16 protein-coding genes are annotated in these 21,335 nt (G+C 47.6%); 9 read left to right on the forward strand and 7 right to left on the reverse strand.

What is annotated here, in order from left to right; genetic code table 11:
- The first annotated feature begins 195 nt into the window (after positions 1-195).
- The 5 genes from DW039_RS12290 to DW039_RS12310 all read left to right on the forward strand — a co-directional run bounded on the left by DW039_RS12290 (position 196) and on the right by DW039_RS12310 (position 10,668).
- The gene (locus DW039_RS12290) at positions 196-1,716 is read left to right on the forward strand and encodes a hypothetical protein (protein ID WP_120381989.1); all 1,521 of its coding nucleotides are present in this window, start codon (positions 196-198) and stop codon (positions 1,714-1,716) included.
- A gap of 22 nt (positions 1,717-1,738) precedes the next feature.
- Positions 1,739-4,789, forward strand: a complete 3,051-nt coding sequence (locus DW039_RS12295) for a TonB-dependent receptor (protein ID WP_120381990.1) — start codon at positions 1,739-1,741, stop codon at positions 4,787-4,789.
- Positions 4,790-4,802: 13 nt separating this feature from the next.
- A complete protein-coding gene (locus DW039_RS12300; protein WP_055288498.1) occupies positions 4,803-6,464 on the forward strand; it encodes a RagB/SusD family nutrient uptake outer membrane protein in 1,662 nt (553 codons plus the stop codon).
- Between the two features lie 118 nt (positions 6,465-6,582).
- Positions 6,583-8,190 carry a glycoside hydrolase gene (locus DW039_RS12305; RefSeq protein WP_120381991.1) on the forward strand — a complete coding sequence of 536 codons (1,608 nt, stop codon included), beginning with the start codon at positions 6,583-6,585 and terminating at the stop codon, positions 8,188-8,190.
- A gap of 36 nt (positions 8,191-8,226) precedes the next feature.
- The gene (locus DW039_RS12310) at positions 8,227-10,668 is read left to right on the forward strand and encodes a sugar-binding domain-containing protein (RefSeq protein ID WP_016274167.1); all 2,442 of its coding nucleotides are present in this window, start codon (positions 8,227-8,229) and stop codon (positions 10,666-10,668) included.
- Between the two features lie 121 nt (positions 10,669-10,789).
- Here DW039_RS12310 and DW039_RS12315 read toward each other — a convergent pair whose 3' ends face one another.
- The 4 genes from DW039_RS12315 to DW039_RS12330 all read right to left on the reverse strand — a co-directional run bounded on the left by DW039_RS12315 (position 10,790) and on the right by DW039_RS12330 (position 14,140).
- Positions 10,790-11,563, reverse strand: a complete 774-nt coding sequence (locus DW039_RS12315; protein WP_005835105.1) for a biotin--[acetyl-CoA-carboxylase] ligase — start codon at positions 11,561-11,563, stop codon at positions 10,790-10,792.
- Positions 11,547-11,903 carry an MmcQ/YjbR family DNA-binding protein gene (locus DW039_RS12320; protein ID WP_005824210.1) on the reverse strand — a complete coding sequence of 119 codons (357 nt, stop codon included), beginning with the start codon at positions 11,901-11,903 and terminating at the stop codon, positions 11,547-11,549. Before DW039_RS12320 ends, DW039_RS12315 begins: the two co-directional genes overlap by 17 nt.
- 69 nt (positions 11,904-11,972) lie before the next feature.
- Positions 11,973-12,338, reverse strand: a complete 366-nt coding sequence (locus tag DW039_RS12325) for a YraN family protein (protein ID WP_005824208.1) — start codon at positions 12,336-12,338, stop codon at positions 11,973-11,975.
- Entirely contained in the window at positions 12,338-14,140 is a 1,803-nt protein-coding gene (locus DW039_RS12330; RefSeq protein WP_008665734.1) for a S41 family peptidase, read from the reverse strand. Before DW039_RS12330 ends, DW039_RS12325 begins: the two co-directional genes overlap by 1 nt.
- Positions 14,141-14,320: 180 nt before the next feature.
- Here DW039_RS12330 and DW039_RS12335 point away from each other — a divergent pair, with 180 nt between their 5' ends.
- Together DW039_RS12335 and DW039_RS12340 are read left to right on the forward strand one after the other, a co-directional pair.
- Complete coding sequence (locus DW039_RS12335) at positions 14,321-14,554, forward strand: hypothetical protein (protein WP_005824205.1); 234 nt, start codon at positions 14,321-14,323, stop codon at positions 14,552-14,554.
- Positions 14,555-14,586: 32 nt separating this feature from the next.
- A complete protein-coding gene (locus tag DW039_RS12340; RefSeq protein WP_009037193.1) occupies positions 14,587-15,021 on the forward strand; it encodes a nucleoside deaminase in 435 nt (144 codons plus the stop codon).
- Positions 15,022-15,045: 24 nt separating this feature from the next.
- Here the strand turns inward: DW039_RS12340 and DW039_RS12345 are convergent, their stop codons facing one another.
- From DW039_RS12345 to DW039_RS12355, 3 genes are all read right to left on the reverse strand, one after another.
- Positions 15,046-15,345 (reverse strand): DUF4834 family protein, encoded by a 300-nt coding sequence (locus DW039_RS12345; RefSeq protein ID WP_005824202.1) that lies wholly within the window; start codon positions 15,343-15,345, stop codon positions 15,046-15,048.
- Between the two features lie 67 nt (positions 15,346-15,412).
- Positions 15,413-16,120, reverse strand: coding sequence for a CDP-diacylglycerol--serine O-phosphatidyltransferase (pssA, locus tag DW039_RS12350; RefSeq protein WP_005835110.1), 708 nt, complete (start codon positions 16,118-16,120; stop codon positions 15,413-15,415).
- A 13-nt stretch (positions 16,121-16,133) separates the two neighbouring features.
- The gene (locus DW039_RS12355; protein WP_005824199.1) at positions 16,134-16,820 is read right to left on the reverse strand and encodes a phosphatidylserine decarboxylase family protein; all 687 of its coding nucleotides are present in this window, start codon (positions 16,818-16,820) and stop codon (positions 16,134-16,136) included.
- Between the two features lie 170 nt (positions 16,821-16,990).
- On the opposite strand from DW039_RS12355, the gene dnaE reads away from it, so the two are divergent.
- Positions 16,991-20,788, forward strand: a complete 3,798-nt coding sequence (gene dnaE / locus DW039_RS12360; protein WP_009037192.1) for a DNA polymerase III subunit alpha — start codon at positions 16,991-16,993, stop codon at positions 20,786-20,788.
- A 166-nt stretch (positions 20,789-20,954) separates the two neighbouring features.
- Positions 20,955-21,269 (forward strand): thioredoxin, encoded by a 315-nt coding sequence (gene trxA, locus DW039_RS12370; RefSeq protein WP_005824191.1) that lies wholly within the window; start codon positions 20,955-20,957, stop codon positions 21,267-21,269.
- Positions 21,270-21,335: the final 66 nt, after the last annotated feature.

Here is a 21,335-nt window from a genome sequence, read left to right on the forward strand (position 1 = left end):
GTTTTTCATTGCATGAGTCAAAAGTACAAATAAAATCTTTAGATGATGTGCACAAATCGTGCATTGACAGATTTATATGCCTTCTCTGCAAGATTTATACAGCTGTTGAATCGAAAATTGGCATATGTTTGCATTGCCGATTATTATAAATCGGAACAAAATGTACTTTTTTGTTTAACTTTAATAATAATATTTATGAAGAAGCATTTCTTTAACGCCACTTTCTGGGCGTTGTTATCGCTGGCTTTATGGACTACTGGATGTAGTGACGATGACGGATACTCTGATGTAGACGGGCAGATTCCGACAATGACATTGGTGACGGATCATATTGAATCCGGTGCCGGCCATCGTTTTACCATTGAGGGTTCGTTGGCTGACCAGGATGGAATTGTATCCGTCAATCTGCAATGTGCCGATCTTTATCTGAACAAGACCATTGATTTGGTCGAAATCTATGGAGCTCCCCAAACGGAGTATGAGTTGAGCTATTCTTATGACCTCAAGCGTGATGAAATCGGTGAACGCTTCACCGTGAAAGTGACCGTAACAGATGCGGGCGGGCGTGAAGTGTCGCAGGATGTGTTGATAACGATGGATGGGGACTTTGAGAATCCTATATTTACAATTGCCCCTGGTAAGGAGGTTACCGTACTGATAAAGGATGAAACAAAGTTCAACCTGAATTTCACGGTGAAAGATGACCGCATACTGGATTATGTACTCATTGAGATTCCTGGGGTAGAAGGTTTTGAAAGCCGCCGTATAGAGGCTGGCGGGCAATCTACTTTGAGCTTTACGGAGAAGATTATTCTGCCTAATGAGGTGAAAAGTTACGATGTGACTTTGACGGCTGTGGATGCCAGAGGCAATCAGACAGTGACCAATAGTACCATCAGTGTATCTGAAATGCCTGACTTCCCCAAAATGTATCTGGCCGATGTGGCAACCGTAGAGGAATTGAACAGTGATATTTTCGGTGTACCGATGGTGATTAACCATACGGGCGAGTACCAATATCGTGCACGTTATTATAATAAAGCTGCCGGTACGGAAATTTTCTTCTTACCGCAAAAGACAGACTTTACTCCTATCTGTTTTGGCCTTGATCCGGAGGATAATACAAAATTGACGGATGACCCGGAAACGGCTAAACCTATTGTCTTGGATGAGGCTGGTGTTTATTATGAAATAGACATCAATGTGAAAGAGTCTACTTATAGTATGCGCACGTACTCGGTGACAGAGGCTACAAATCCGATGAAATATGAATATGGAAAGCCTTGTTTTGACCGTTGGGAGAATGGGGAATCGTTCATTGATTTCTATATCGGTTGGGGAGGTTCTCCTCAGGATGCGGGAAATCAGTTGTTTGCCCAGGATAAAAATAATCCTCATCTTTTCTATTATCCGGAAAATGGAACTTGGACGCTGGAAGCCGGTGAAGAAATGAACTTCATCATATCCAATTATCATCCCGACGGATGGTGGGATCATGTGGAATGGCGGTGTGACGACTCTCAGAATGTAGAGAAGTTTGGTTACTTCAGTAAGAAAGGGGATGTGAATCCTGATTGGGAAGGCACCAATCAGCGTTGGGAAGACGGCTCGATGGTAGGTGACAACTGGATGAAGCCTACGGTTACGGTGACCGGCAACTACCGCTTTGAGTTTGACGCGCATTTGGGTCGCGGCAAGATTATTCCTGCTAATTAAAAAGTAACATTAGATTTAAGATATGAAAAAGCAAATTCTATTATTATGTCTTGCGCTGATAAGCCTTTGCGGTTATGCGCAGCAGATAACGGTTAAGGGTGTGGTGACTTCGGCCACCGACCAGCAGCCGTTGATTGGAACTACAGTTCAAGTGAAAGGTACCGGTACGGGTACAATTACCGGTATCGACGGTGATTATACATTACCCAATGTAGACAAGAATGCAGTGTTGGTATTCTCTTCTATTGGTTTTGAGTCTCAGGAAATAGCTGTAGGTGGACGTACTACGATTAACGTGGTACTGAAGGAGGCTGCGGAATTACTGGATGAAGTGGTGGTTATCGGTTATGGTGCTGTGAAAAAGAGCGATTTGACCAGTTCTATTGCTACAGTAAAAGGCGATGAAATCACTGAAACCGTGACCGGTAATGCTATGGATGCTTTGCAGGGTAAGGTAAATGGTGTACAAGTCACCAGTGGTGGTGGCCCTGGAGCTACTCCGAAGGTGCTGATTCGTGGTGTAACTACCGTAAACGGTACGAATCCGCTGTATGTAGTGGATGGTATGCCGGTAGGTGACAATATCAACTTTCTGAATAGTAACGATATTGCTTCCATGGAAGTATTGAAAGATGCTTCGGCTGCCGCTATCTATGGTACACGTGCATCAAACGGTGTCATCCTGATTACTACAAAGAAAGGTAAGACTGGTAAAGCCCGCATCAATTGGAATTCTTCTGTTGGTTTCCAGACCGTGGCCAAACCTAATATTGCCGGTGCAGCTGAATATAAAGAAGTGTTCAATACCCGTTATACGAATGATGGCCTTTCTTCTATCTGGAACGATACGGGTGCTACGACCAATCCCGATGGTACAGACTGGTGGGATACTGTAGTCAATAAAACAGCTTTGGTGCAGAACCATTCACTTAGTGTTGCCGGTGGCTCAGAACAGTTTGTTTATAACTTTAGCGTGGGCTATTATCGTAACAACTCACAGTTTGATGTAGGTTATTGGGATAAGATAAATATCCGTCTGAATACTGAATATACATTTAATAAGTATGTAAAATTGGGAGTTGATATTGCTCCACGTGTCGAATCATGGGATGATACCCCAAATCAGTTCTCGGCAGCCATGGCTATGGACCCGACAACTCCGGTATTCCGTCCGCAGGACCAATGGGAGGATAATGAGTACAACAACTATCAACGCTCTTACAACAACCAGGAGTGGAATCCCGCCGGTTCAATTGCCCGTAGCAATGCTCATTCTCGCGAGTTGGGTGCCATTCTGAATACCTATCTGCAGGTAAACCCGATAGAAAAGCTGACGTTGCGCACCCAGTTCGGTGCCAATGCACACTATCGCCGTTCTGATTCATTCGTTCCGAAGTTCAATATGGATCCGTTGGAGAAACAAGACTTGAACGAAATCACCCGCCGCAATCAGGAGTGGTTTGACTGGAACTGGACGAATACAGCCACTTACATGGACACTTTCGCTGAAAAGCACAACTTGAATGTAATGGCTGGCTTTACTGCCGAACGTTTTGCATGGTACAATACTCAGGCACGGCGTGATAATGTTCCCAATAATCTGGACCAGATGCAGGAAGTGAATGCCGGACAGCAGGGTACGGACGAGGCCAACGGTGAAACCACTTACAATACACTGGTTTCTTTCCTGGGCCGTGTCATGTACAACTACGATAACCGTTACTACATTTCGGCATCTCTCCGTGCCGACGGTTCCTCCCGTTTCCCGAAGGGCAGCAAGTATGCCCTCTTCCCGTCTGTTTCCGCTTCCTGGCGTGTCATCAGTGAGGCATTTATGCAGGACCAGGACATCTTCAGTGACCTGAAGTTTCGTGGAGGCTGGGGCCGTGTAGGTAATCAGAATATCAACAATAATGCTACCCTTACTTTGTTGAGCGAAACCCAATACTATTATGGCAATACGTTGGCAAATGGTTACTTCGTGTCTACAGTAGGTAACAACCAGTTGAAGTGGGAGACTGTGGAAGATTGGAACGTAGGCGTGGATATGTCATTCCTTGATTCACGTTTGGGTGTAACATTCGAATATTTCCAGAAAAAGTCCATTGACATGCTCTACCAGAAACAGAACATCCTCTCTTTGGGATATGATAACTGGAACAGCCAGATTTGGATGAACATCGGTAGTATGCAGGCCCGCGGTTGGGAAGTGGGACTTACCTGGCGCGATGAAATCGGCAAGGATTTCTCTTACGATCTTGGTCTGAACCTTTCTGCCGTGCGCAACAAGGCCATCAAGTTCTCGGGCGACGGTCCTATCAATGTTGGTGGATTCAATAGCGACCAGATTATCCGTAACGAAGATGGTGGTTTTATCTCCCGTTTCTACGGTTACGTGGCCGATGGCTTGTTCCAGAATTGGGAAGAGGTGTATGCGCACACTGACGAACACGGAACACTGATTCAGCCCAATGCAAAACCGGGAGACATCCGCTTCAAGGACCGGGACCATAACGGAGTGCTCGATGCCAATGACAAAGATTATATCGGCAATCCTTATCCTGATTTAATGATGGGTCTGACTATTGGTATGCGTTATAAGAACATTGATTTTGCAGCCAATTTCTATGGTACGTTCGGTAATGATATTTACAATGTCACCAAAGGACGGTACTCCGGTTCAGGTGGACAGAATGTCTGGGCAGGTACACTGGAGAAAGCATGGCATGGCGAGGGTACCGGCAATGATATTCCCCGTTTGTCGAGCAATGACTTGAACCTGAACTATAACCGTGTTTCCAGTTTCTATGTGGAAGATGGTTCCTACTTGCGTTGCAAGCTGTTACAGATAGGCTATACGCTTCCTAAGAAATGGGTTGGAGGTGCTGACTTGCGTCTTTCCTTCTCTGCACAGAATCCGTTTACCATTACCGGTTATTCGGGAATGGACCCCGAACGCCCGATGGTTGACGGTACTACCGACAGCTCTGGCAGTGCCATCAATACCGGTATTGACAACGTGGCTTATCCTAATCCGAGAACATTCTTGTTTGGCATTGACTTCAAATTTTAATTCTTGATTATCCATGAAACGAATATTTACAATAGTAGTTCTGATTGCTTCGCTGGTGTTTACCTCTTGCGAGGACTTCCTGACGGAAGACGTACGTGGGCAATTGAACGTGGACACTTATTATAAGTCCATAGAAGAGTGTGAATCCGCAGTCACGAGCTGTTATCAGGCCATGACATATGGAGGATGGTGGCAAATCAACACCGTGTGGTTACTTTCCGAAATGTGTGGAGATGATGCCTGGATGGGGAATACCTCTCAGTCTCAGAGTGATTATATCTCATTGGCGCATTATCAGGGAAACGGTGCCAGCAATGGCCCTATCTCCAATTTTTGGCAGTACCGTTACAAAGGTATTTTACGTTGTAACATAGCCATAGATCGCATTGCGGCTCTCGAAACCCAAGAGACAGAAACCAGAGACCGTCTGGTGGCAGAAGCCCGTTTCCTGCGTGGCTACTATTACTTCGAACTGGTGAGAAATTTTGGCGGGGTGCCCTTGATGACCAGTTTCCAAATGCCGGAAGAAGTGGAGGGAACAGAACGTGCTACGGCAGAAGCCGTGTACAAATTCATAGAGGATGACCTGATGGCAGCTGCCGAAATACTGCCGCAACGCAGTACTGCGCAAGTAGGGCATGCTACCCGTGGCGCCGCTTTAGGATTATTGGGTAAGGTGTACCTCTATCAGGAGAAATGGCAGGCTGCCCATGATGTGTTGAAGACTGTGATAGATGAAGGCGAATACCAATTGCTTCCCGATTTCGGGCAGGTATGGAATGTCGACTATGACAACAGTGCGGAGAGCCTTCTGGAAATCCAGTATGAATATCATCCCACTTTGGGCTTAGGAGGGGCGCTTGCTACGGTAACCGGTGCCCGTAATGGTCCTGGTGATGGTTGGAGCTGGTGTCAGCCTACGGCAAATTTGGAGCAAGCTTATATTGAGGCCGGTGATACGGAACGTTTGAAATGGACAATAATCAAGTCGGGCTGTACAGAAATTGCTGGCGAAGACCAATTCGAAGATTTCATTGACGCAAGCAAAGCGTTGAATAAGTATCAGGAATATCTTGATAAATATGGTTGGGACCCCAATTGCTATATTATCAATCCCGCTGACCATAAGTCTGCGCGTATCATCCGCAAGTATTTCCTGCCGATGAAATATCGTGCTCAAGGCGATGCAACGGCTTACGCCACGGACAAGAGTCCTTTGAATCACCGTATTCTGCGTTATGCCGATGTCCTTTTAATGTATGCTGAGGCTTGCAATGAACTGGGTGATGACGCTTCTGCCCGCGATGCTCTCAATCAGGTGCGCAGACGGGCCAAGTTGGATGACGTTACGGCAAGTGGAAAGGCATTGCAAAGTGCCATTCGCCTGGAGCGCCGTTTGGAATTGGCTTTCGAGCAGAACCGTCTGTATGATATCCGCCGCTGGACTGATACAAATGGTAAAAAGATGATTAGCAATATCCTGGGACCGAACGGTTCCTTTGTGAAGTGGAACACTGAAGAGGCTACCCGTGACGCTCTTGAGTGGGAAAATCAAGGTGAAGCAAGTGACAAAGGCATCACTTTCAATGAAAACCGCGACATGGTGTTCCCCATTCCTTTGTACGAAATCACGATGTCCAACGGTTCCATTACCCAGAATCCGGGTTGGAATTAAACACATTCTGATGAAAGCAGATTGTTGCAGGAACTGATTATTCAATAGGTCTTTATATTCTGTCGCGGATAGTTTGCAATGGATTATCCGCGGCAGTTTTTTAATCCAAAATAATATCATGAATTTGAGACACATTTTTATTCTTCCGGCACTGCTTACCGCAATGGCTTGCAGCGATGATTCTCCCGTTACACCGGATACTCCCGACACTCCTGAGGGTCCGGACATTACGAACAGCGTAGAGAAACTGGTGAGCATCGATGCCGGACAGACTTTCCAGACAATAGCCGGCTTCGGCGCTTCGGACTGTTGGACGCCAGCCTTTGTGGGCAAGTCATGGACTTCGCACCGTGCGGGGATTACGGAACTGCTTTTTTCCTCAGAGATTGTGGGCGGCAAGCCGAAAGGAATCGGCCTTTCCCAATGGCGGGTGAATCTTGGTGGCGGCAGTGCCGCGCAAGGTGAAGCCTGCGGCATCGAGGACAAATCCCGTCGTGCGGAATCCTATCTTACCGATGACTTGACGTACGACTGGACCCGTTGCGAGGGACAACGTTACTTCATGGACCGTGCCAAGGAGCTGGGATGTAACAATTTCGTTCTTTTCAGCAATACACCTCCCGTGCAGTACACCTATAATGGAAAAGGATTTTCCGCCAGAGGGGGACTTTCTAATCTGAAACCGGAACATTATGGTGACTTTGCAGGATATATGGCCGATGTAGCGGCCCGTTATACCGCTGAAGGCTATCACATAAGCCATATCTCACCCGTCAACGAGCCGCAGTACAACTGGGACAGCGGACAGGAGGGCAGTGGCTGGACCAATGACGAAGTGGCTGCACTGGCACGCGAGTTGGATATGTCGTTGGATGACCGGGGGCTTTCCACAGACATTCTCTTGGGCGAATCCGGTGATTGGGAGTATCTGTATAAAGTGAAAGGCGATGCCAACCGCAGTAATGTATTCTCAGCTTTCTTTACACCCGGCTCTTCCGCCTACGTGGGTGACTTGGCACACGTGAAGAATCTCATTTGCGGACACAGCTATTGGACTGACGGCACATGGGACGGTATGCGCAACGTGCGCAAGCAAGTGGCCCAGGCTGCCGGTCAGTATAATCTGGATGTTTGGCAGAGTGAATGGAGTATGCTGGGCGATAATTACAGCAGTTCCGAATTCGTGGGCTACGAGCAGGCTTCTGAGATGGATATCGCTTTCTACATGTCGAAGGTCATCCACAATGACCTCACTGTGGCTGGGGTGTCTTCCTGGAGTTACTGGACATCGATGGATGTTTCCCGTTGGGGGCATAAGAACCGTTTTCTCTTGATTTCGCTGGTACCTGCCGGTGGCGAGTATGGTGATATAGAGCAGGAGGGAAGCTATCAGGCTACTGCCACTCTTTGGGTACTGGGCAATTACAGCCGCTTTATCCGTCCGGGATACCGCCGTATTGCCCTCGACTTGAACGAATCGCGTACTTTTTTCGGTTCCGCCTGGCTTTCTCCCGAGGGGGATAAGGTAGTGGCCGTCTATACAAACATGTCTGATAAGGCGGTTCGCTTAGGTGAAACGCATGTGGGATGGAGCAATGAAGCGAAGTCAATAGCTACTTATACAACTACCGGTAGCAAGAATCTGGTGGAAGGAACGGTGGCGGCAGGCAAGCAGGTGATTCTGGAAGCCAAGAGTGTGACAACCGTGGTGTATAGCCTGAAGTAAGGAATTAGTTTAACTTCAAAGAAAATCTATATGAAAATGTATTTTAAGAATAACAGGACTGCTCTTGTCTTCTTGCTGGCAATGCTGGCCGTTGCTCCGATAAAGGCGCAGGTGGCATTTGGCGATGCCGCAAAATTCAATGACGGATGGCTGTTCCGGCTGACGGACGACTCGGCTATTGTCCGGACTGACTATGACGACAGCGAATGGCGGAAGCTTTCTTTGCCACACGATTGGTCCATAGAGGGGCAATTGTCGCCCACACTGGCCAGTTGCACCGGGTACCTGCCGGGTGGGATAGGCTGGTATCGCAAACACTTCAGGGTTGAAGACAACGCAACACGTCATTATATCTATTTCGAAGGGGTATATAACCGGAGCGAGGTTTACCTGAACGGGCATCTGCTTGGCAGGCGCCCCAACGGCTATGTATCGTTTCTTTACGACATGACCCCTTACCTGAAGGAAGGCGACAATGTGCTGGCTGTCCGTGTAGACCATAGCCGTTATGCCGATTCGCGTTGGTATACGGGGTCGGGCATCTATCGCGATGTATGGCTGGTGGCTGCTCCCGATACACATATTGCGCAATGGGGTGTGGGCTGGCATGCCGCTTCGCTGACAGACAAGCAAGCCGTCGTTGCGGTCGATGTAGAGGTGGAGAAGCACAAGGCAACTTCCGACAAACTGGAACTGAAGGCTTCACTGTACGATACTGCCGGAAAGCAGGTGGCACAACGCCGTGTGCGTGTTGCCGATGGAAAAGAGGGCATTGCCAAGCAAAGTCTTGACTTGAAAGTGTCCAAACCCCATCGTTGGAATCTGGATAATCCGTATCTGTATACATTGAAAACCGAATTGCTTGCCAATGGCAAACGCATTGACGGCAGTGAGACCAAAGTGGGACTGCGTACGCTGGAATTTGATGCCAACAAAGGTTTTGCCCTCAACGGCAACTGGATGAAGGTAAAAGGTGTATGCCTGCATCATGATGCAGGAGTGCTGGGTGCAGTAGTGCCGCCGGAGGTATGGGAACGCCGCTTGAATAACTTGAAAGGGATTGGCGTAAATGCCATCCGCATGAGCCATAACCCACAAGCCCCCGTTCTTTATGAACTGTGTGACCGCCTGGGATTTCTTGTAATGGATGAAGTCTCTGACGAATGGGAGTTTCCGAAACGCAAATGGGTACAAGGCTGGAATGTGGGTACTCCGAGTTATGACGGTACTTTCGACTTCTTCGAGGAGTGGATAGAACGGGACGTAACCGATATGGTACGTCGTGACCGCAATCATACCTGTATTTTCTTGTGGAGTATCGGCAATGAAGTGGATTATCCGAACGACCCTTATTCGCATCCCGTTCTTGATGGAGCTAAAATCAACCAGCCTATGTTCGGGGGCTATAAGCCGGATGCTCCCGATGCCATGCGCATCGGAACCATAGCAAAGCGTCTGGCTGCCTGTGTACGTGCCGTGGACACTTCCCGTCCCGTGACCGGAGCTTTGGCGGGTGTCGTGATGTCGAACGAGACGGAGTATCCCGATGCTGTGGATGTGGTGGGGTATAACTATACGGAAAACCGCTACGACCAAGACCATGCCACTTATCCGGACCGCATTATCTATGGAAGCGAGACGGGTTCGGGGCTTGATGCCTGGTATGCCGTCCGCGACAAGGATTTCATCTTCGGGCAGTTCATCTGGACCGGTACGGATTATCTGGGTGAATCGGGCAGATGGCCGTCCCGCGGTTTGTACACGGGTTTGCTCGATTTCGGAAGTTTCCCCAAGCCACGCGGACATTTCCGGGCTTCGTTGTGGTGCGAGAATCCGGTCACGTATGCAGGAACATATCCGGTATATGTCCATCCCAAGCATCCCGAGCATGTATTCCTTTCGCCTGATGCATGGGACATCTGGAACTATGACGAGGGGCAGAACATACGTGTGGTGTGTTATACCAATGCTCCGCAGGCGCGTTTGCTGCTCAACGGCAGGGTGGTAGGCGAGATGAAACCTTATGATGAAAAGACCGGCATCATCTACTGGGATATTCCTTTCCGGGCTGGTGAGCTTCGTGCTGAGGGCTGCGATAAGGAAGGAAATGCTTTGTCGAGCTATTCCATCCGGACATCTGGACGTCCTTATGCCATCCGTGCCACGGCGGATCGCACTATTTTGTCCGGCGACCGCGCCACTGCGCACATAACCGTAGAGGTGGTTGACGAAGAAGGTACTGTTGTGAAACTTGGCGACAATGAAATTACGTGTACAGTTGAAGGAGCGGCGCGTCTGCTTGGGCTCGAAGGCTCTGACAACAGTGACATGAGTGATTATACCGATAACCGTCACCGCGTATACCACGGGCGTTTGCTGGCCTATATACAGACTACCGGAGGAGAGGGACCGGTTAAAGTAAAGTTTGCTTCCCCCCTTCTGAAAGGAACTGAAGTAAAGTTTGAAGTAGGGCAGTAGTACACTACTATGGACTTATGTTTGTGCCATCGTATTGGCACAGTCGTGCCAGTACGATGGCAAGGCTGTGCCAGTATGGTGGCACAACTTTGCCAATGCGATGGCACGGGTTGTGCATTTCTTACAGAATGTATTGCACTTCCTTGAACAGATATTCCCGTTCACTTCCTCCTTCATCCTCCAGCACGAACCGTCCGTCTTGCTCTACACGCAGCAACCGGGCAAGGAACTTGCCGTTGGCATCTTCATAAGGGTGCAATCCCCGGCGACGGAAAAGGGAGCGGGCATACCGTGTGGATATCTCGTCGGAGTAGACGGCGAAGTCCTCCATTTGGAGGCTGTTGTAGTAGATTTGTACACGTCTTAGGATATGGGCAAGGATTTCATAACGGTCGTGCTCCTTTCCGGTGATTTGTTTCAGTGAGACGGGGTTGGGAGCATCACTGTTGAAGACTTCCTGGTTGATGTTGATGCCGATTCCGGCAATGCTGCGCCTGATATGATGTCCGGAAAGGTCGTTCTCTATCAGTATGCCGCAGATTTTCTTGTCTTTCCAATAAATGTCGTTCGGCCATTTGATGGTGATTTCATCAGACCATCTGCTCAGCTCTTCCTTAATGGCGAGGGAAACGATTTGTGAAAGGATGAACTGCCGGCGGGCTTCCAGAAAAGAAGGGTAGAGTACAAAGCTGAAAAGCAGGTTCTTGCCTTCTTCAGCTTCCCAGGTGTTGCCGCGCTGGCCTTTACCGGCAGTTTGGAACTCGGCAGTCACGGTTGTTAGTTCGGCAACGGATTCTTGCAACTGGTTGCAAAGCTGGCTGAGGTATTGGTTGGTCGATGCCGTCTCGTCCAATGCCACCAGCGGGAACGGGAATGTGTCAGGGCAGGGCTTCATATTCGGTACGCATTTTTTTGGTGAACTTCTTCAATACTTCTTCCACGGAGTGGTCTATCAGTTGCTTCAACAGTTTGTCGTCGACGTCACCGTCAAGGAACACCTGGTTCCAGTACTTTTTGTTGAAGTGATAGGCACCTTCGATGGCAACATAGTGCTCCCGCAGTTCGAGTGCATATTCGGGGTCGCATTTCAGACAAATCTTGTTGGCGCTTTCCAGGTCGATAAGTGCAAACATTTTATTCATGACTTTCATCACGAGCGAGTATTCGTCAAACGGAAAGCATTCCGTGACGGCTTTTTTGCTGAGGCAATATTCGCGGGCGGTTTCGATGTCCATGATGGTATTTACGGTTTTACGGTTTACAATTTACGATTGAAATAACTCTTGCTTGTCAATTTTCAACTCTCAGAACATCGGCGGATAGAAGGCTTCTTTGAGATGCTCTATCCTGAATGCACCCGGTTCGCCTACAGCCGTTATGATGTCGAAGCGGACGGGTGCATCCAAGCAGAAGTGTTTGATATAGGCATCGGCCGCTACGACAATACGTCGTATTTTCTGCCAGTTCACGGCATCCTGCGGCTCAATGTAGTCCGTATTGCTACGGGTTTTCACTTCCACAATAATCAGTTCCTTATCTTTGTCGGCTACAATATCCAGCTCAAGGTGATTCTTCCGCCAGTTACGGTCACGTATGGTGTAACCGTTCTGTTCCAAGTATTTGGCAGCGGCGTCTTCACCGGCTTTTCCAAGAATATTGTGTGCACTCATTATTCTGCGTGTCTGGCAGGCATCAGCATACCGTCGTGTCCAGGACGGAAGATAGCGGGCAACTTATAAGTTTTACCATCCAATGTATTGACCACTGCACTGCGCGTTTGGGGGGCTGGATTTGTACCGGTAATCAGTTCAATGGCCTTGGCATACAGAGGTTCTTCATTGTTTCCATAATCTTTATGAATATAGAATACACCTTGTTCGTTATAAGGATTGGTTTCATCCATCAATATATCGGGTTCAAATCCTTTTTCATACTCCCCGAATCCTTTGGCGTTATAGCTTTGGAAGGTGATAGGAACAACACGATATGTGTTATTCCGGACAGTGTACTCCTCATATTCCATACCTACGTTCTTACCAGTGGTCTTTTCACCTATAAGTATTACGTCCAAATCTATTCCTTCTAAGGAATTAATGACGAGTTCACTGGCAGAGGCCGTTCCATTTCCGACAAGGCAGTAGACGCGGGGAAGGTTGAGGCTTCCGGCTGATAAGGAAGTACCCAAGTTGGGATAACTGGAGTATGCAAATAATTCATCTTCCCGTTTGTTATTGAGTTTTGCCATTCTTTCATCATTGTATCGTAAACTGCTGAATACTTTACCTTGAGAGGCAGTACCGGCAATACAAGTTGCTATCAGATTAGCCGACATGGTATGCCCACCACCATTGTACCGCAAGTCCAGAATCAAATCTGTGACGTTCTTGTTTTTAAAATCTTTGAAAACATTGAATAATTCTTGGTCAAAGCCTGCCTCGAACCCAGAATAAACGAGGTAACCGATTCTATGTCCTTCTATATCTTCCTTGACATTACTGAAGATGACGGGGTTGTTGTATGTGGCTTTGGAAGTTATGGTGTATTCCTTTTGCCCGGTAATGGTGCCTCCTTCTACGACATCTTCTGTCAAAGTATAGTTGATAGTTGCATCTGGTGACAATATGTCGTAATAGAAGTTATTAATATTGTTATTATTTATCTTCTTTCCATTTATCAGGCTTATCATTGCTCCTCGTTTGAGTCCAGCTTCGGAGGCCGGTGAATCGGGATATACACCTTGGAGGCAGAAATAAATGGTATTTTCTGCTTGTGTGCCAATGCTTATGGGGGTTATACCGGTGATACCGAAACTATATGCCAGTTCCTTGTTTACAATTTTGGTGGTACGGGTTGAACTAATATTGGGCAATAGCTGGATATAAGAGAAAAGATTATAATATGTCTTGCCGTCGCTACCGACATATGTTTTTTTATCCAATGTATTGGTAGTCATACTTCCCAATGCATCATAGAAGAAGTCTTCATAGCCTTTGTTATGGTCAAGATTCAACGTTTTGTATTCATCGTTCCAGAGATACATTTCCCTCAGATATTCATCAACTTTTGCGTTAATCTCCATATCTTCAGTGGTTTGGGGAACACTGGTCCCCTTTTGTGTAACTTCAAAACTTGCAGGAGAATAGCCGTCTATATTAATGGAAATTCTGGCTGTCCGGTCGGTGGTGGAACTTGTACTTACAGATAATTTCAAGGTGCTTTGTCCTTTTGTACCCGAGGTCGTATTCAGTTTGCACCAATCCGCTCCTGAGGTGACGGAAGCTACCCATTTGGCTGCAGCATTGAAGCTTACAGACAACTCATTATCCTGGCTGATCTCCAGGGATTTTCCCTCTGTCCAACTCTGATTGGTTATGCCGGTATTAAGTTTATTATCGTCATCGTCACTACATGAGATAAAACTTATACTGAACAATGTGAGTAGAAAGAAACTAAGATAATTTACATGTTTCATACCTTTTAAATTTAGAACTCTCCAAAAATACGTTTTTAATTACTAAATTAAAATGTTTTTAAGAAATACTTTAAGTTTACCGGTCAAAAAAATATTTCAGTGCTATTTAAGTGTTTCCGATATAAAAATTACGTAGGTTCGTTTTGTTTTTACAGAAGTAAAAGTAATTTTGCAGGAAATATGAGAAAGAGAGATAAAACGTGTGCGAAAGCAACGCCCGAAGAACCGAAACGCGAGCAGCGCATGGTATGCCTGATGAGCGAGGAAGAGCAGCGGATTGTGGACCGTTATCTGGAGAAATACAAGATAACGAACAAGTCGCGTTGGCTGCGGGAGACTATTCTCATGTTTATCCATAAGAATATGGAAGAGGATTATCCTACTTTGTTCGGTGAGCACGACATGAGGAGATGAAAATTGAAAATTAAAAATTAAAGGGGGTGGCGTTGGACGATAGCTATTATATGAAGCAGGCGCTTTTGGAAGCCCATAAGGCCGGTGAACGGGGAGAAGTTCCCGTAGGTGCAGTTGTGGTGTGCAAGGACCGTATCATAGCTCGTGCCCATAATCTGACGGAGACTTTGACGGATGTCACCGCCCATGCCGAGATGCAAGCCATTACCGCTGCCGCTGCAACTCTTGGCGGCAAATATCTGAATGAATGTACTCTCTATGTCACAGTGGAACCCTGCGTGATGTGTGCCGGTGCCATTGCCTGGGCACAGATGGGGCGTCTGGTGTTTGGCGCCGAAGATGAGAAAAGAGGGTATCAGCGCTATGCCTCGCAGGCATTGCATCCCAAAACACAAGTAGTAAAAGGAATTCTGGCAGATGAATGTGCCGCCCTGATGAAAGAGTTCTTTGCCGCCAAGCGCAAATAATCTCTAATCCTTTATCCCTAATCCCTACTCCTTGATTTCTTCAAAATCCACATACTCTCCCTCGTCTTTGGAGAACAGTTTCTTGTGGCGGGGACGTATTTCACCTTCTTCAGTTTGTGCCTCCTCAGACGATTGTCTATTATCATTGTAGGAATACCCTCCCGGCTGGTAATTACCATTTCCTTTTTGGTAGGGACCGGAGTTGGAGGAAGTACGGCGTCCGCCCAATCCGAATATGTTCCGGATGACAGTACCGATAATGCTGAGGCCAATGAGCAGAATGGCAATTATGATGATGAATAAAAATCCTAAAATATGAAACATGGGCTAATGTCTTTTTATGTGTTCGTTTTCTGCGAACTTCAATACAACAACCGTGCCAAAGATTTGTTTATTTACTTTTCCTTGTAATAAGCGAAAGCAGTATATACCAGACGATGATTGCAGAAAAGCTGCAGATTCCCAAGAAGATGAGGAACGGAATGCAGACAAGCAGGAAAATGAAGCTTGTTTTATTGTCTTTCCATGACAGATTCTTGAATTTGAGTGAGAACATTGGAATCTCCGATACAAGCAGCCATGAGAAAAGGCAGACCAGCAGCAACAGATAAACCGGATGGAAATTGCTGCTCACCAGCCAGTCGTGAGCGCCCGTCACCAATGAAGCCCAGAACAAGGCGTTTGCCGGGACGGGAAGTCCTACGAAAGAGCTCGTCTGGCGGGTGTCGTTGTTGAACTTGGCAAGCCGCAGTGCAGAGAATACGGACAAAAGAAATGCGAGATAGGGGAAAACGCCGGCCAAGCTTTCCATTGCGCCCGAATAGTCCATTTCCTTGAACAAGGAAAATACAATCAGGGAAGGGGCCACTCCGAAACTGACATCATCTGCCAGAGAATCCAAATCCTTGCCGATAATGGAGTGTGCGTCCAGTGCACGTGCCATCATGCCATCGAAGAAATCGAATACGGCACTGAAGATAATGAAAGCGAGTGCCCATTCATATCTGGCTTCGAATGCCATGACACAAGCAATACACCCGGAGAATAGGTTCAGGCAGGTCAGAGTATTTGGAATATGGCGGGTAATGCAGTTTGCCATTGTTGTTCTTTTATTATTTAAGTTTGGCTATCACAGTCTGATTGCCGGTAGTCAGTTGTCCTAGTTTAACGAATACTTCGGTGCCCAACGGTAGAAAGACATCCACGCGGGAGCCGAATTTGATGAAACCCATATGTTCGTCAATATAGCATTCCTCGCCCGGTTCGGCATAGGTCACGATGCGGCGCGCCATGGCTCCGGCTATCTGTCGTGCCATAATCTCCACGCCTTCCGGAGTTTCTATTACTACGGTGGAACGCTCGTTGTCGGTGCTGGCTTTGGGCAGCCAGGCTTTCATGAACTTCCCGTTTTTGTGCCATACCTTCTTTACCGTACCATCTACCGGATACCAGTTGGCGTGTACATTAACCAGACTCATGAATATAGATACCATGATACGGCGGTCGTGGAAGTATTCGTTTTCCTCCACTTCTTCCACCACTACGATTTTACCGTCGGCAGGAGCTACCACGACTTTCTCCGTTTCTTGTCCGAACAAACGGATGGGGCAGCGGAAGAAGTTCACGAGTATGCCATATACTATGAGGCTGATGACCGCTACTACGTAAAAAGGAACTTTGCATTCCAATCCGAAGTAAAGGGCAGTGTTGACAGCCAGAATCAGAACCAGGCTGCCTGCCAATGTATGTGTTCCTTCACGGTGTATGCGTATCTTTTTTAATCTTTTTAATCGACCCATGTATATCGTATTTGCTAATTTAGATAGAAATTATCTGCAAAAATAGGCTTATTTTGAAAATCTAACAAGGATTTGGAGAGAGAAATGTGCATGTTGATAACTTTTTGGGAAATATTTTTGTTAGCTGTGATAGAGGTTGTAATTTTAGGCTCTCAATAGAAAGGATATATATGCAAGATTTTGTTCATTTACATGTCCATACCCAATACTCTCTTCTGGATGGTCAGGCAAGTGTCAGCAGGCTGGTTGACAAGGCCATGAAGGATGGTATGAAAGGCATTGCCGTGACCGACCATGGAAATATGTTCGGTATCAAGGAGTTCACCAACTATGTCAACAAGAAGAACAGCGGGCCAAAGGGGGAGATAAAGGACCTCAAGAAAAGGATTGCCGGTATTGAAAGCGGTGAGATAGAGTGTGAAGACAAGGAAGCGGAGATTGCCGATTGTCGTGCCAAGATGGCAGAAGCGGAAAGCAAGCTGTTCAAGCCGATTGTAGGCTGTGAAATGTATGTGGCCCGCCGAACCATGGATAAGAAGGAGGGGAAGCCGGACCAGAGTGGCTATCACCTGATTGTGCTGGCAAAGAATGAGAAGGGGTATCACAATCTGATAAAACTTGTATCGCATGCCTGGACAAGGGGATACTATATGCGTCCGCGTACAGACCGCAGTGAACTGGAAAAGTACCATGAGGGGCTGATTGTCTGCTCGGCTTGTATCGGTGGCGAGGTTCCTAAGAAGATTATCAATGACCAGCTGGAAGAGGCAGAAGAAGCTGTACGCTGGTATAAGAATCTGTTTGGCGATGATTACTATCTGGAGCTTCAGCGCCATAAAGCCACTGTTCCCCGTGCCAACCACGAAGCCTATCCGCTTCAGCAGAAGGCGAATGCCAAGTTGCTGGAGCTTGCCCGGAAATATGACATTAAGGTTATCTGCTCTAATGACGTCCACTTTGTGGATGAAGAGAATGCGGAAGCGCACGACCGCCTGATTTGTCTGAGCACGGGTAAAGATCTGGATGACCCTACCCGAATGCTTTATACCAAGCAGGAATGGATGAAGACAAAGGCTGAGATGAACGCCTTGTTTGAGGATGTTCCCGAAGCCTTGTCCAATACCTTGGAGATTTTGGACAAGGTGGAATATTATTCCATCGACCACGCTCCTATTATGCCTACGTTTGCTATTCCGGAAGATTTCGGAACGGAAGAGGGCTATCGGCAGAAATATACCGAAAAGGACTTATTTGATGAGTTTACCCAGGATGAAAACGGCAAGGTGGTGCTGGATGAGGATGCCGCCAATGCCAAGATAAAGCGTCTGGGGGGCTACGACAAACTGTACCGTATCAAGCTGGAAGCCGACTATCTGGCAAAGTTGGCATTCGACGGTGCTAAAAAGCTGTACGGTGATCCCTTGTCCGACGAGGTGAAGGAGCGTCTGGTCTTTGAGCTGTACATCATGAAGACGATGGGTTTCCCGGGATACTTCTTGATTGTGCAGGACTTTATCAATGCCGCCCGCACACAGCTGGGCGTTTCGGTAGGACCGGGACGTGGTTCGGCTGCCGGCTCGGCGGTGGCCTATTGCCTGGGCATCACGAAAATAGACCCGATTCAATACGACCTTCTGTTCGAGCGTTTCTTGAATCCCGACCGTATCTCTTTGCCTGATATCGATGTGGACTTCGATGATGACGGGCGTGGAGAAGTGCTCCGCTGGGTGACGGAGAAGTACGGGCAAGAGAAGGTGGCGCACATCATTACATACGGCACGATGGCGACCAAGATGGCTATCAAGGACGTGGCGCGCGTACAGAAACTGCCTTTGAGCGAATCGGATCGTCTGTGCAAGCTCGTGCCGGATAAGATTCCCGACAAAAAACTCAACCTGCCGAATGCTATCGCGTACGTACCCGAATTGCAGGCTGCGGAGGCTTCGCCCGATCCGCTGGTGCGCGATACGATGAAATATGCCAAGATGCTGGAAGGTAATGTACGCGGTACGGGTGTGCATGCCTGCGGTACTATTATTTGCCGTGACGACATCACGGATTGGGTACCCGTCAGCACGGCGGATGATAAGGAGACGGGCGAGAAGATGCTCGTAACCCAATACGAAGGTTCCGTCATCGAAGATACGGGACTTATCAAGATGGACTTCCTCGGACTGAAAACCTTGTCCATCATTAAGGAAGCCGTTGCCAATGTACGTCTGCACCGCGGCTTGGAACTCGACATCGACAAGATATCCATTTCCGACCCTGCTACCTATAAACTCTATTGCGACGGCCGCACCATCGGTACGTTCCAGTTTGAATCGGCCGGTATGCAGAAATATCTGCGTGAGTTGCAACCGAGCACTTTCGAGGACTTGATTGCCATGAACGCCCTCTACCGTCCGGGACCTATGGATTATATCCCCGACTTCATCGACCGTAAGTGGGGACGCAAGCCCATCGAGTATGACATCCCCATCATGGAGAAGTATCTGAAGGATACCTACGGTATTACGGTCTACCAGGAGCAGGTCATGCTTCTGTCGCGTTTGCTGGCGGACTTCACCCGTGGTGAGTCCGATGCCTTGCGTAAGGCGATGGGTAAGAAACTGCGTGACAAGCTGGACCACATGAAGCCGAAATTCATTTCGGGCGGACAAAAGAACGGCCACGACCCGAAAGTGCTTGAGAAAATCTGGGCCGACTGGGAAAAGTTTGCATCCTATGCCTTCAACAAGTCACATGCCACTTGCTATTCGTGGGTGGCCTATCAGACGGCTTTCCTCAAGGCCAACTATCCGGCCGAATACATGGCGGCGGTCATGAGCCGAAGTTTGGCGAATATTACCGATATAACCAAACTGATGGACGAATGCAAGGCAATGGGCATCAATACATTGGGGCCGGATGTGAATGAAAGTAACCTGAAGTTCACCGTGAACAAGGAAGGCAATATCCGTTTTGGTCTTGGCGCGGTGAAAGGGGTAGGCGAGGGTGCTGTGCAGAGCATCATGGAGGAACGCGAGAAGAATGGTCCTTTCAAGGGTATATTTGATTTTGTGCAGCGTGTCAATCTGACAGCCTGCAACAAGAAGAATCTGGAATGTCTTGCTTTGGCGGGCGGGTTCGACAGCTTCCCGGAGCTGAAGCGAGAGCAGTATTTTGCCGTAAATTCCAAGAACGAGGTCTTCCTCGAAACCTTGGTGCGGTATGGTAACCGTTACCAGGCCGACCAGGCTGCGGCTGCAAACTCCTTGTTCGGCGGTGAGAATGTGGTGGATATCGCCACTCCGGAAATACCGGTAGCGGAACGTTGGAGCGACCTCGACCGTTTGAACCGGGAGCGCGATTTGGTAGGTATCTATCTGTCCGCACACCCGTTGGATGAGTATTCCGTAGTTCTGGAGCATGTTTGCAACACTCACATGGCAGAGCTGGAAGATAAGACGGCACTTGTGGGACGCGAAATAACAATGGGTGGCATCGTGACCGCCGTGCGTCGCGGTATCAGCAAAAATGGAAATCCTTACGGCATAGCCAAGATTGAAGACTATTCCGGTTCGGCAGAGCTTCCTTTCTTCGGAAATGATTGGGTGACCTATCAGGGGTATCTGGGTGAACGTACCTTCTTGTTCATCAAAGCCCGTTGCCAGCCCAAGCAATGGCGGCAGGATGAGTTGGAGCTGAAGATAACCTCCATGGAACTGTTGCCTGACGTCAAGGAGAAACTGATTGAGAAGATAACCATTCTCATTCCGCTGAGTGTGCTGAACAAGGCTTTGATAACTGAACTGGCGGAACTGACCAAGGAACGTCCGGGCAGTACGGAGCTTTATTTCAAAGTCAGAGATGAGGATAGCAAGATGACGGTCGATTTGATTTCCCGTCCCGTGAAGCTTTCCGTGGGGCGTGAACTGATTACTTATTTAAAAGAGCGTTCGGATCTTGAGTTCAGGATTAATTAGTTATCTTTGTTGGAAAACGAAGATAGGCTGCATCTCAGCATAAAAAATGAACTAGTTCATTTTGTTTTGCATTCGGTTTGCACTATCTTTGCTTCGAAAGCGAAGGTTGATAAAACGCAATTGACAGTAAATTAATAATTATAGTTGACATTTAATATTAAAAGAAATGGCTTTAGAAATTACAGACAGCAATTTTCAAGAAATCCTGGCAGAGGGAAAACCGGTAGTTATGGATTTCTGGGCACCTTGGTGCGGCCCTTGTAAGATGGTGGGACCAATCATCGATGAATTGGCTACTGAATATGAAGGAAAGGTAATCATTGGCAAATGTGACGTGGATGAGAACGGCGACGTGGCTGCCGAATATGGTATACGCAACATCCCTACAGTCTTGTTCTTCAAGAATGGAGAGCTGGTGGACAAGCAAGTAGGTTCTGCTCCGAAATCTGCTTACGTGGCCAAGATAGAAGCGATATTATAAGGTACTATTTGACGATTTACTATTTACGATTTACCCTTTCGGCATCATAGCGCAGCCAAATAGTAA

It is taken from the genome of Bacteroides sp. AF39-16AC (assembly GCF_003602735.1).
Taxonomy (GTDB): Bacteria; Bacteroidota; Bacteroidia; order Bacteroidales; family Bacteroidaceae; genus Bacteroides; species Bacteroides uniformis.

Excerpts from the sequence above, each read along its gene's own strand:
- DW039_RS12290 (WP_120381989.1), top strand. The coding sequence starts at position 196 with ATGAAGAAGCATTTCTTTAACGCCACTTTCTGGGCGTTGTTATCGCTG.
- DW039_RS12295 (WP_120381990.1), top strand. The coding sequence starts at position 1,739 with ATGAAAAAGCAAATTCTATTATTATGTCTTGCGCTGATAAGCCTTTGC.
- DW039_RS12300 (WP_055288498.1), top strand. The coding sequence starts at position 4,803 with ATGAAACGAATATTTACAATAGTAGTTCTGATTGCTTCGCTGGTGTTT.
- DW039_RS12305 (WP_120381991.1), top strand. The coding sequence starts at position 6,583 with ATGAATTTGAGACACATTTTTATTCTTCCGGCACTGCTTACCGCAATG.
- DW039_RS12310 (WP_016274167.1), top strand. The coding sequence starts at position 8,227 with ATGTATTTTAAGAATAACAGGACTGCTCTTGTCTTCTTGCTGGCAATG.
- DW039_RS12315 (WP_005835105.1), bottom strand. The coding sequence starts at position 11,563 with ATGAAGCCCTGCCCTGACACATTCCCGTTCCCGCTGGTGGCATTGGAC.
- DW039_RS12320 (WP_005824210.1), bottom strand. The coding sequence starts at position 11,903 with ATGGACATCGAAACCGCCCGCGAATATTGCCTCAGCAAAAAAGCCGTC.
- DW039_RS12325 (WP_005824208.1), bottom strand. The coding sequence starts at position 12,338 with ATGAGTGCACACAATATTCTTGGAAAAGCCGGTGAAGACGCCGCTGCC.
- DW039_RS12330 (WP_008665734.1), bottom strand. The coding sequence starts at position 14,140 with ATGAAACATGTAAATTATCTTAGTTTCTTTCTACTCACATTGTTCAGT.
- DW039_RS12335 (WP_005824205.1), top strand. The coding sequence starts at position 14,321 with ATGAGAAAGAGAGATAAAACGTGTGCGAAAGCAACGCCCGAAGAACCG.
- DW039_RS12345 (WP_005824202.1), bottom strand. The coding sequence starts at position 15,345 with ATGTTTCATATTTTAGGATTTTTATTCATCATCATAATTGCCATTCTG.
- pssA (WP_005835110.1), bottom strand. The coding sequence starts at position 16,120 with ATGGCAAACTGCATTACCCGCCATATTCCAAATACTCTGACCTGCCTG.
- DW039_RS12355 (WP_005824199.1), bottom strand. The coding sequence starts at position 16,820 with ATGGGTCGATTAAAAAGATTAAAAAAGATACGCATACACCGTGAAGGA.
- dnaE (WP_009037192.1), top strand. The coding sequence starts at position 16,991 with ATGCAAGATTTTGTTCATTTACATGTCCATACCCAATACTCTCTTCTG.
- trxA (WP_005824191.1), top strand. The coding sequence starts at position 20,955 with ATGGCTTTAGAAATTACAGACAGCAATTTTCAAGAAATCCTGGCAGAG.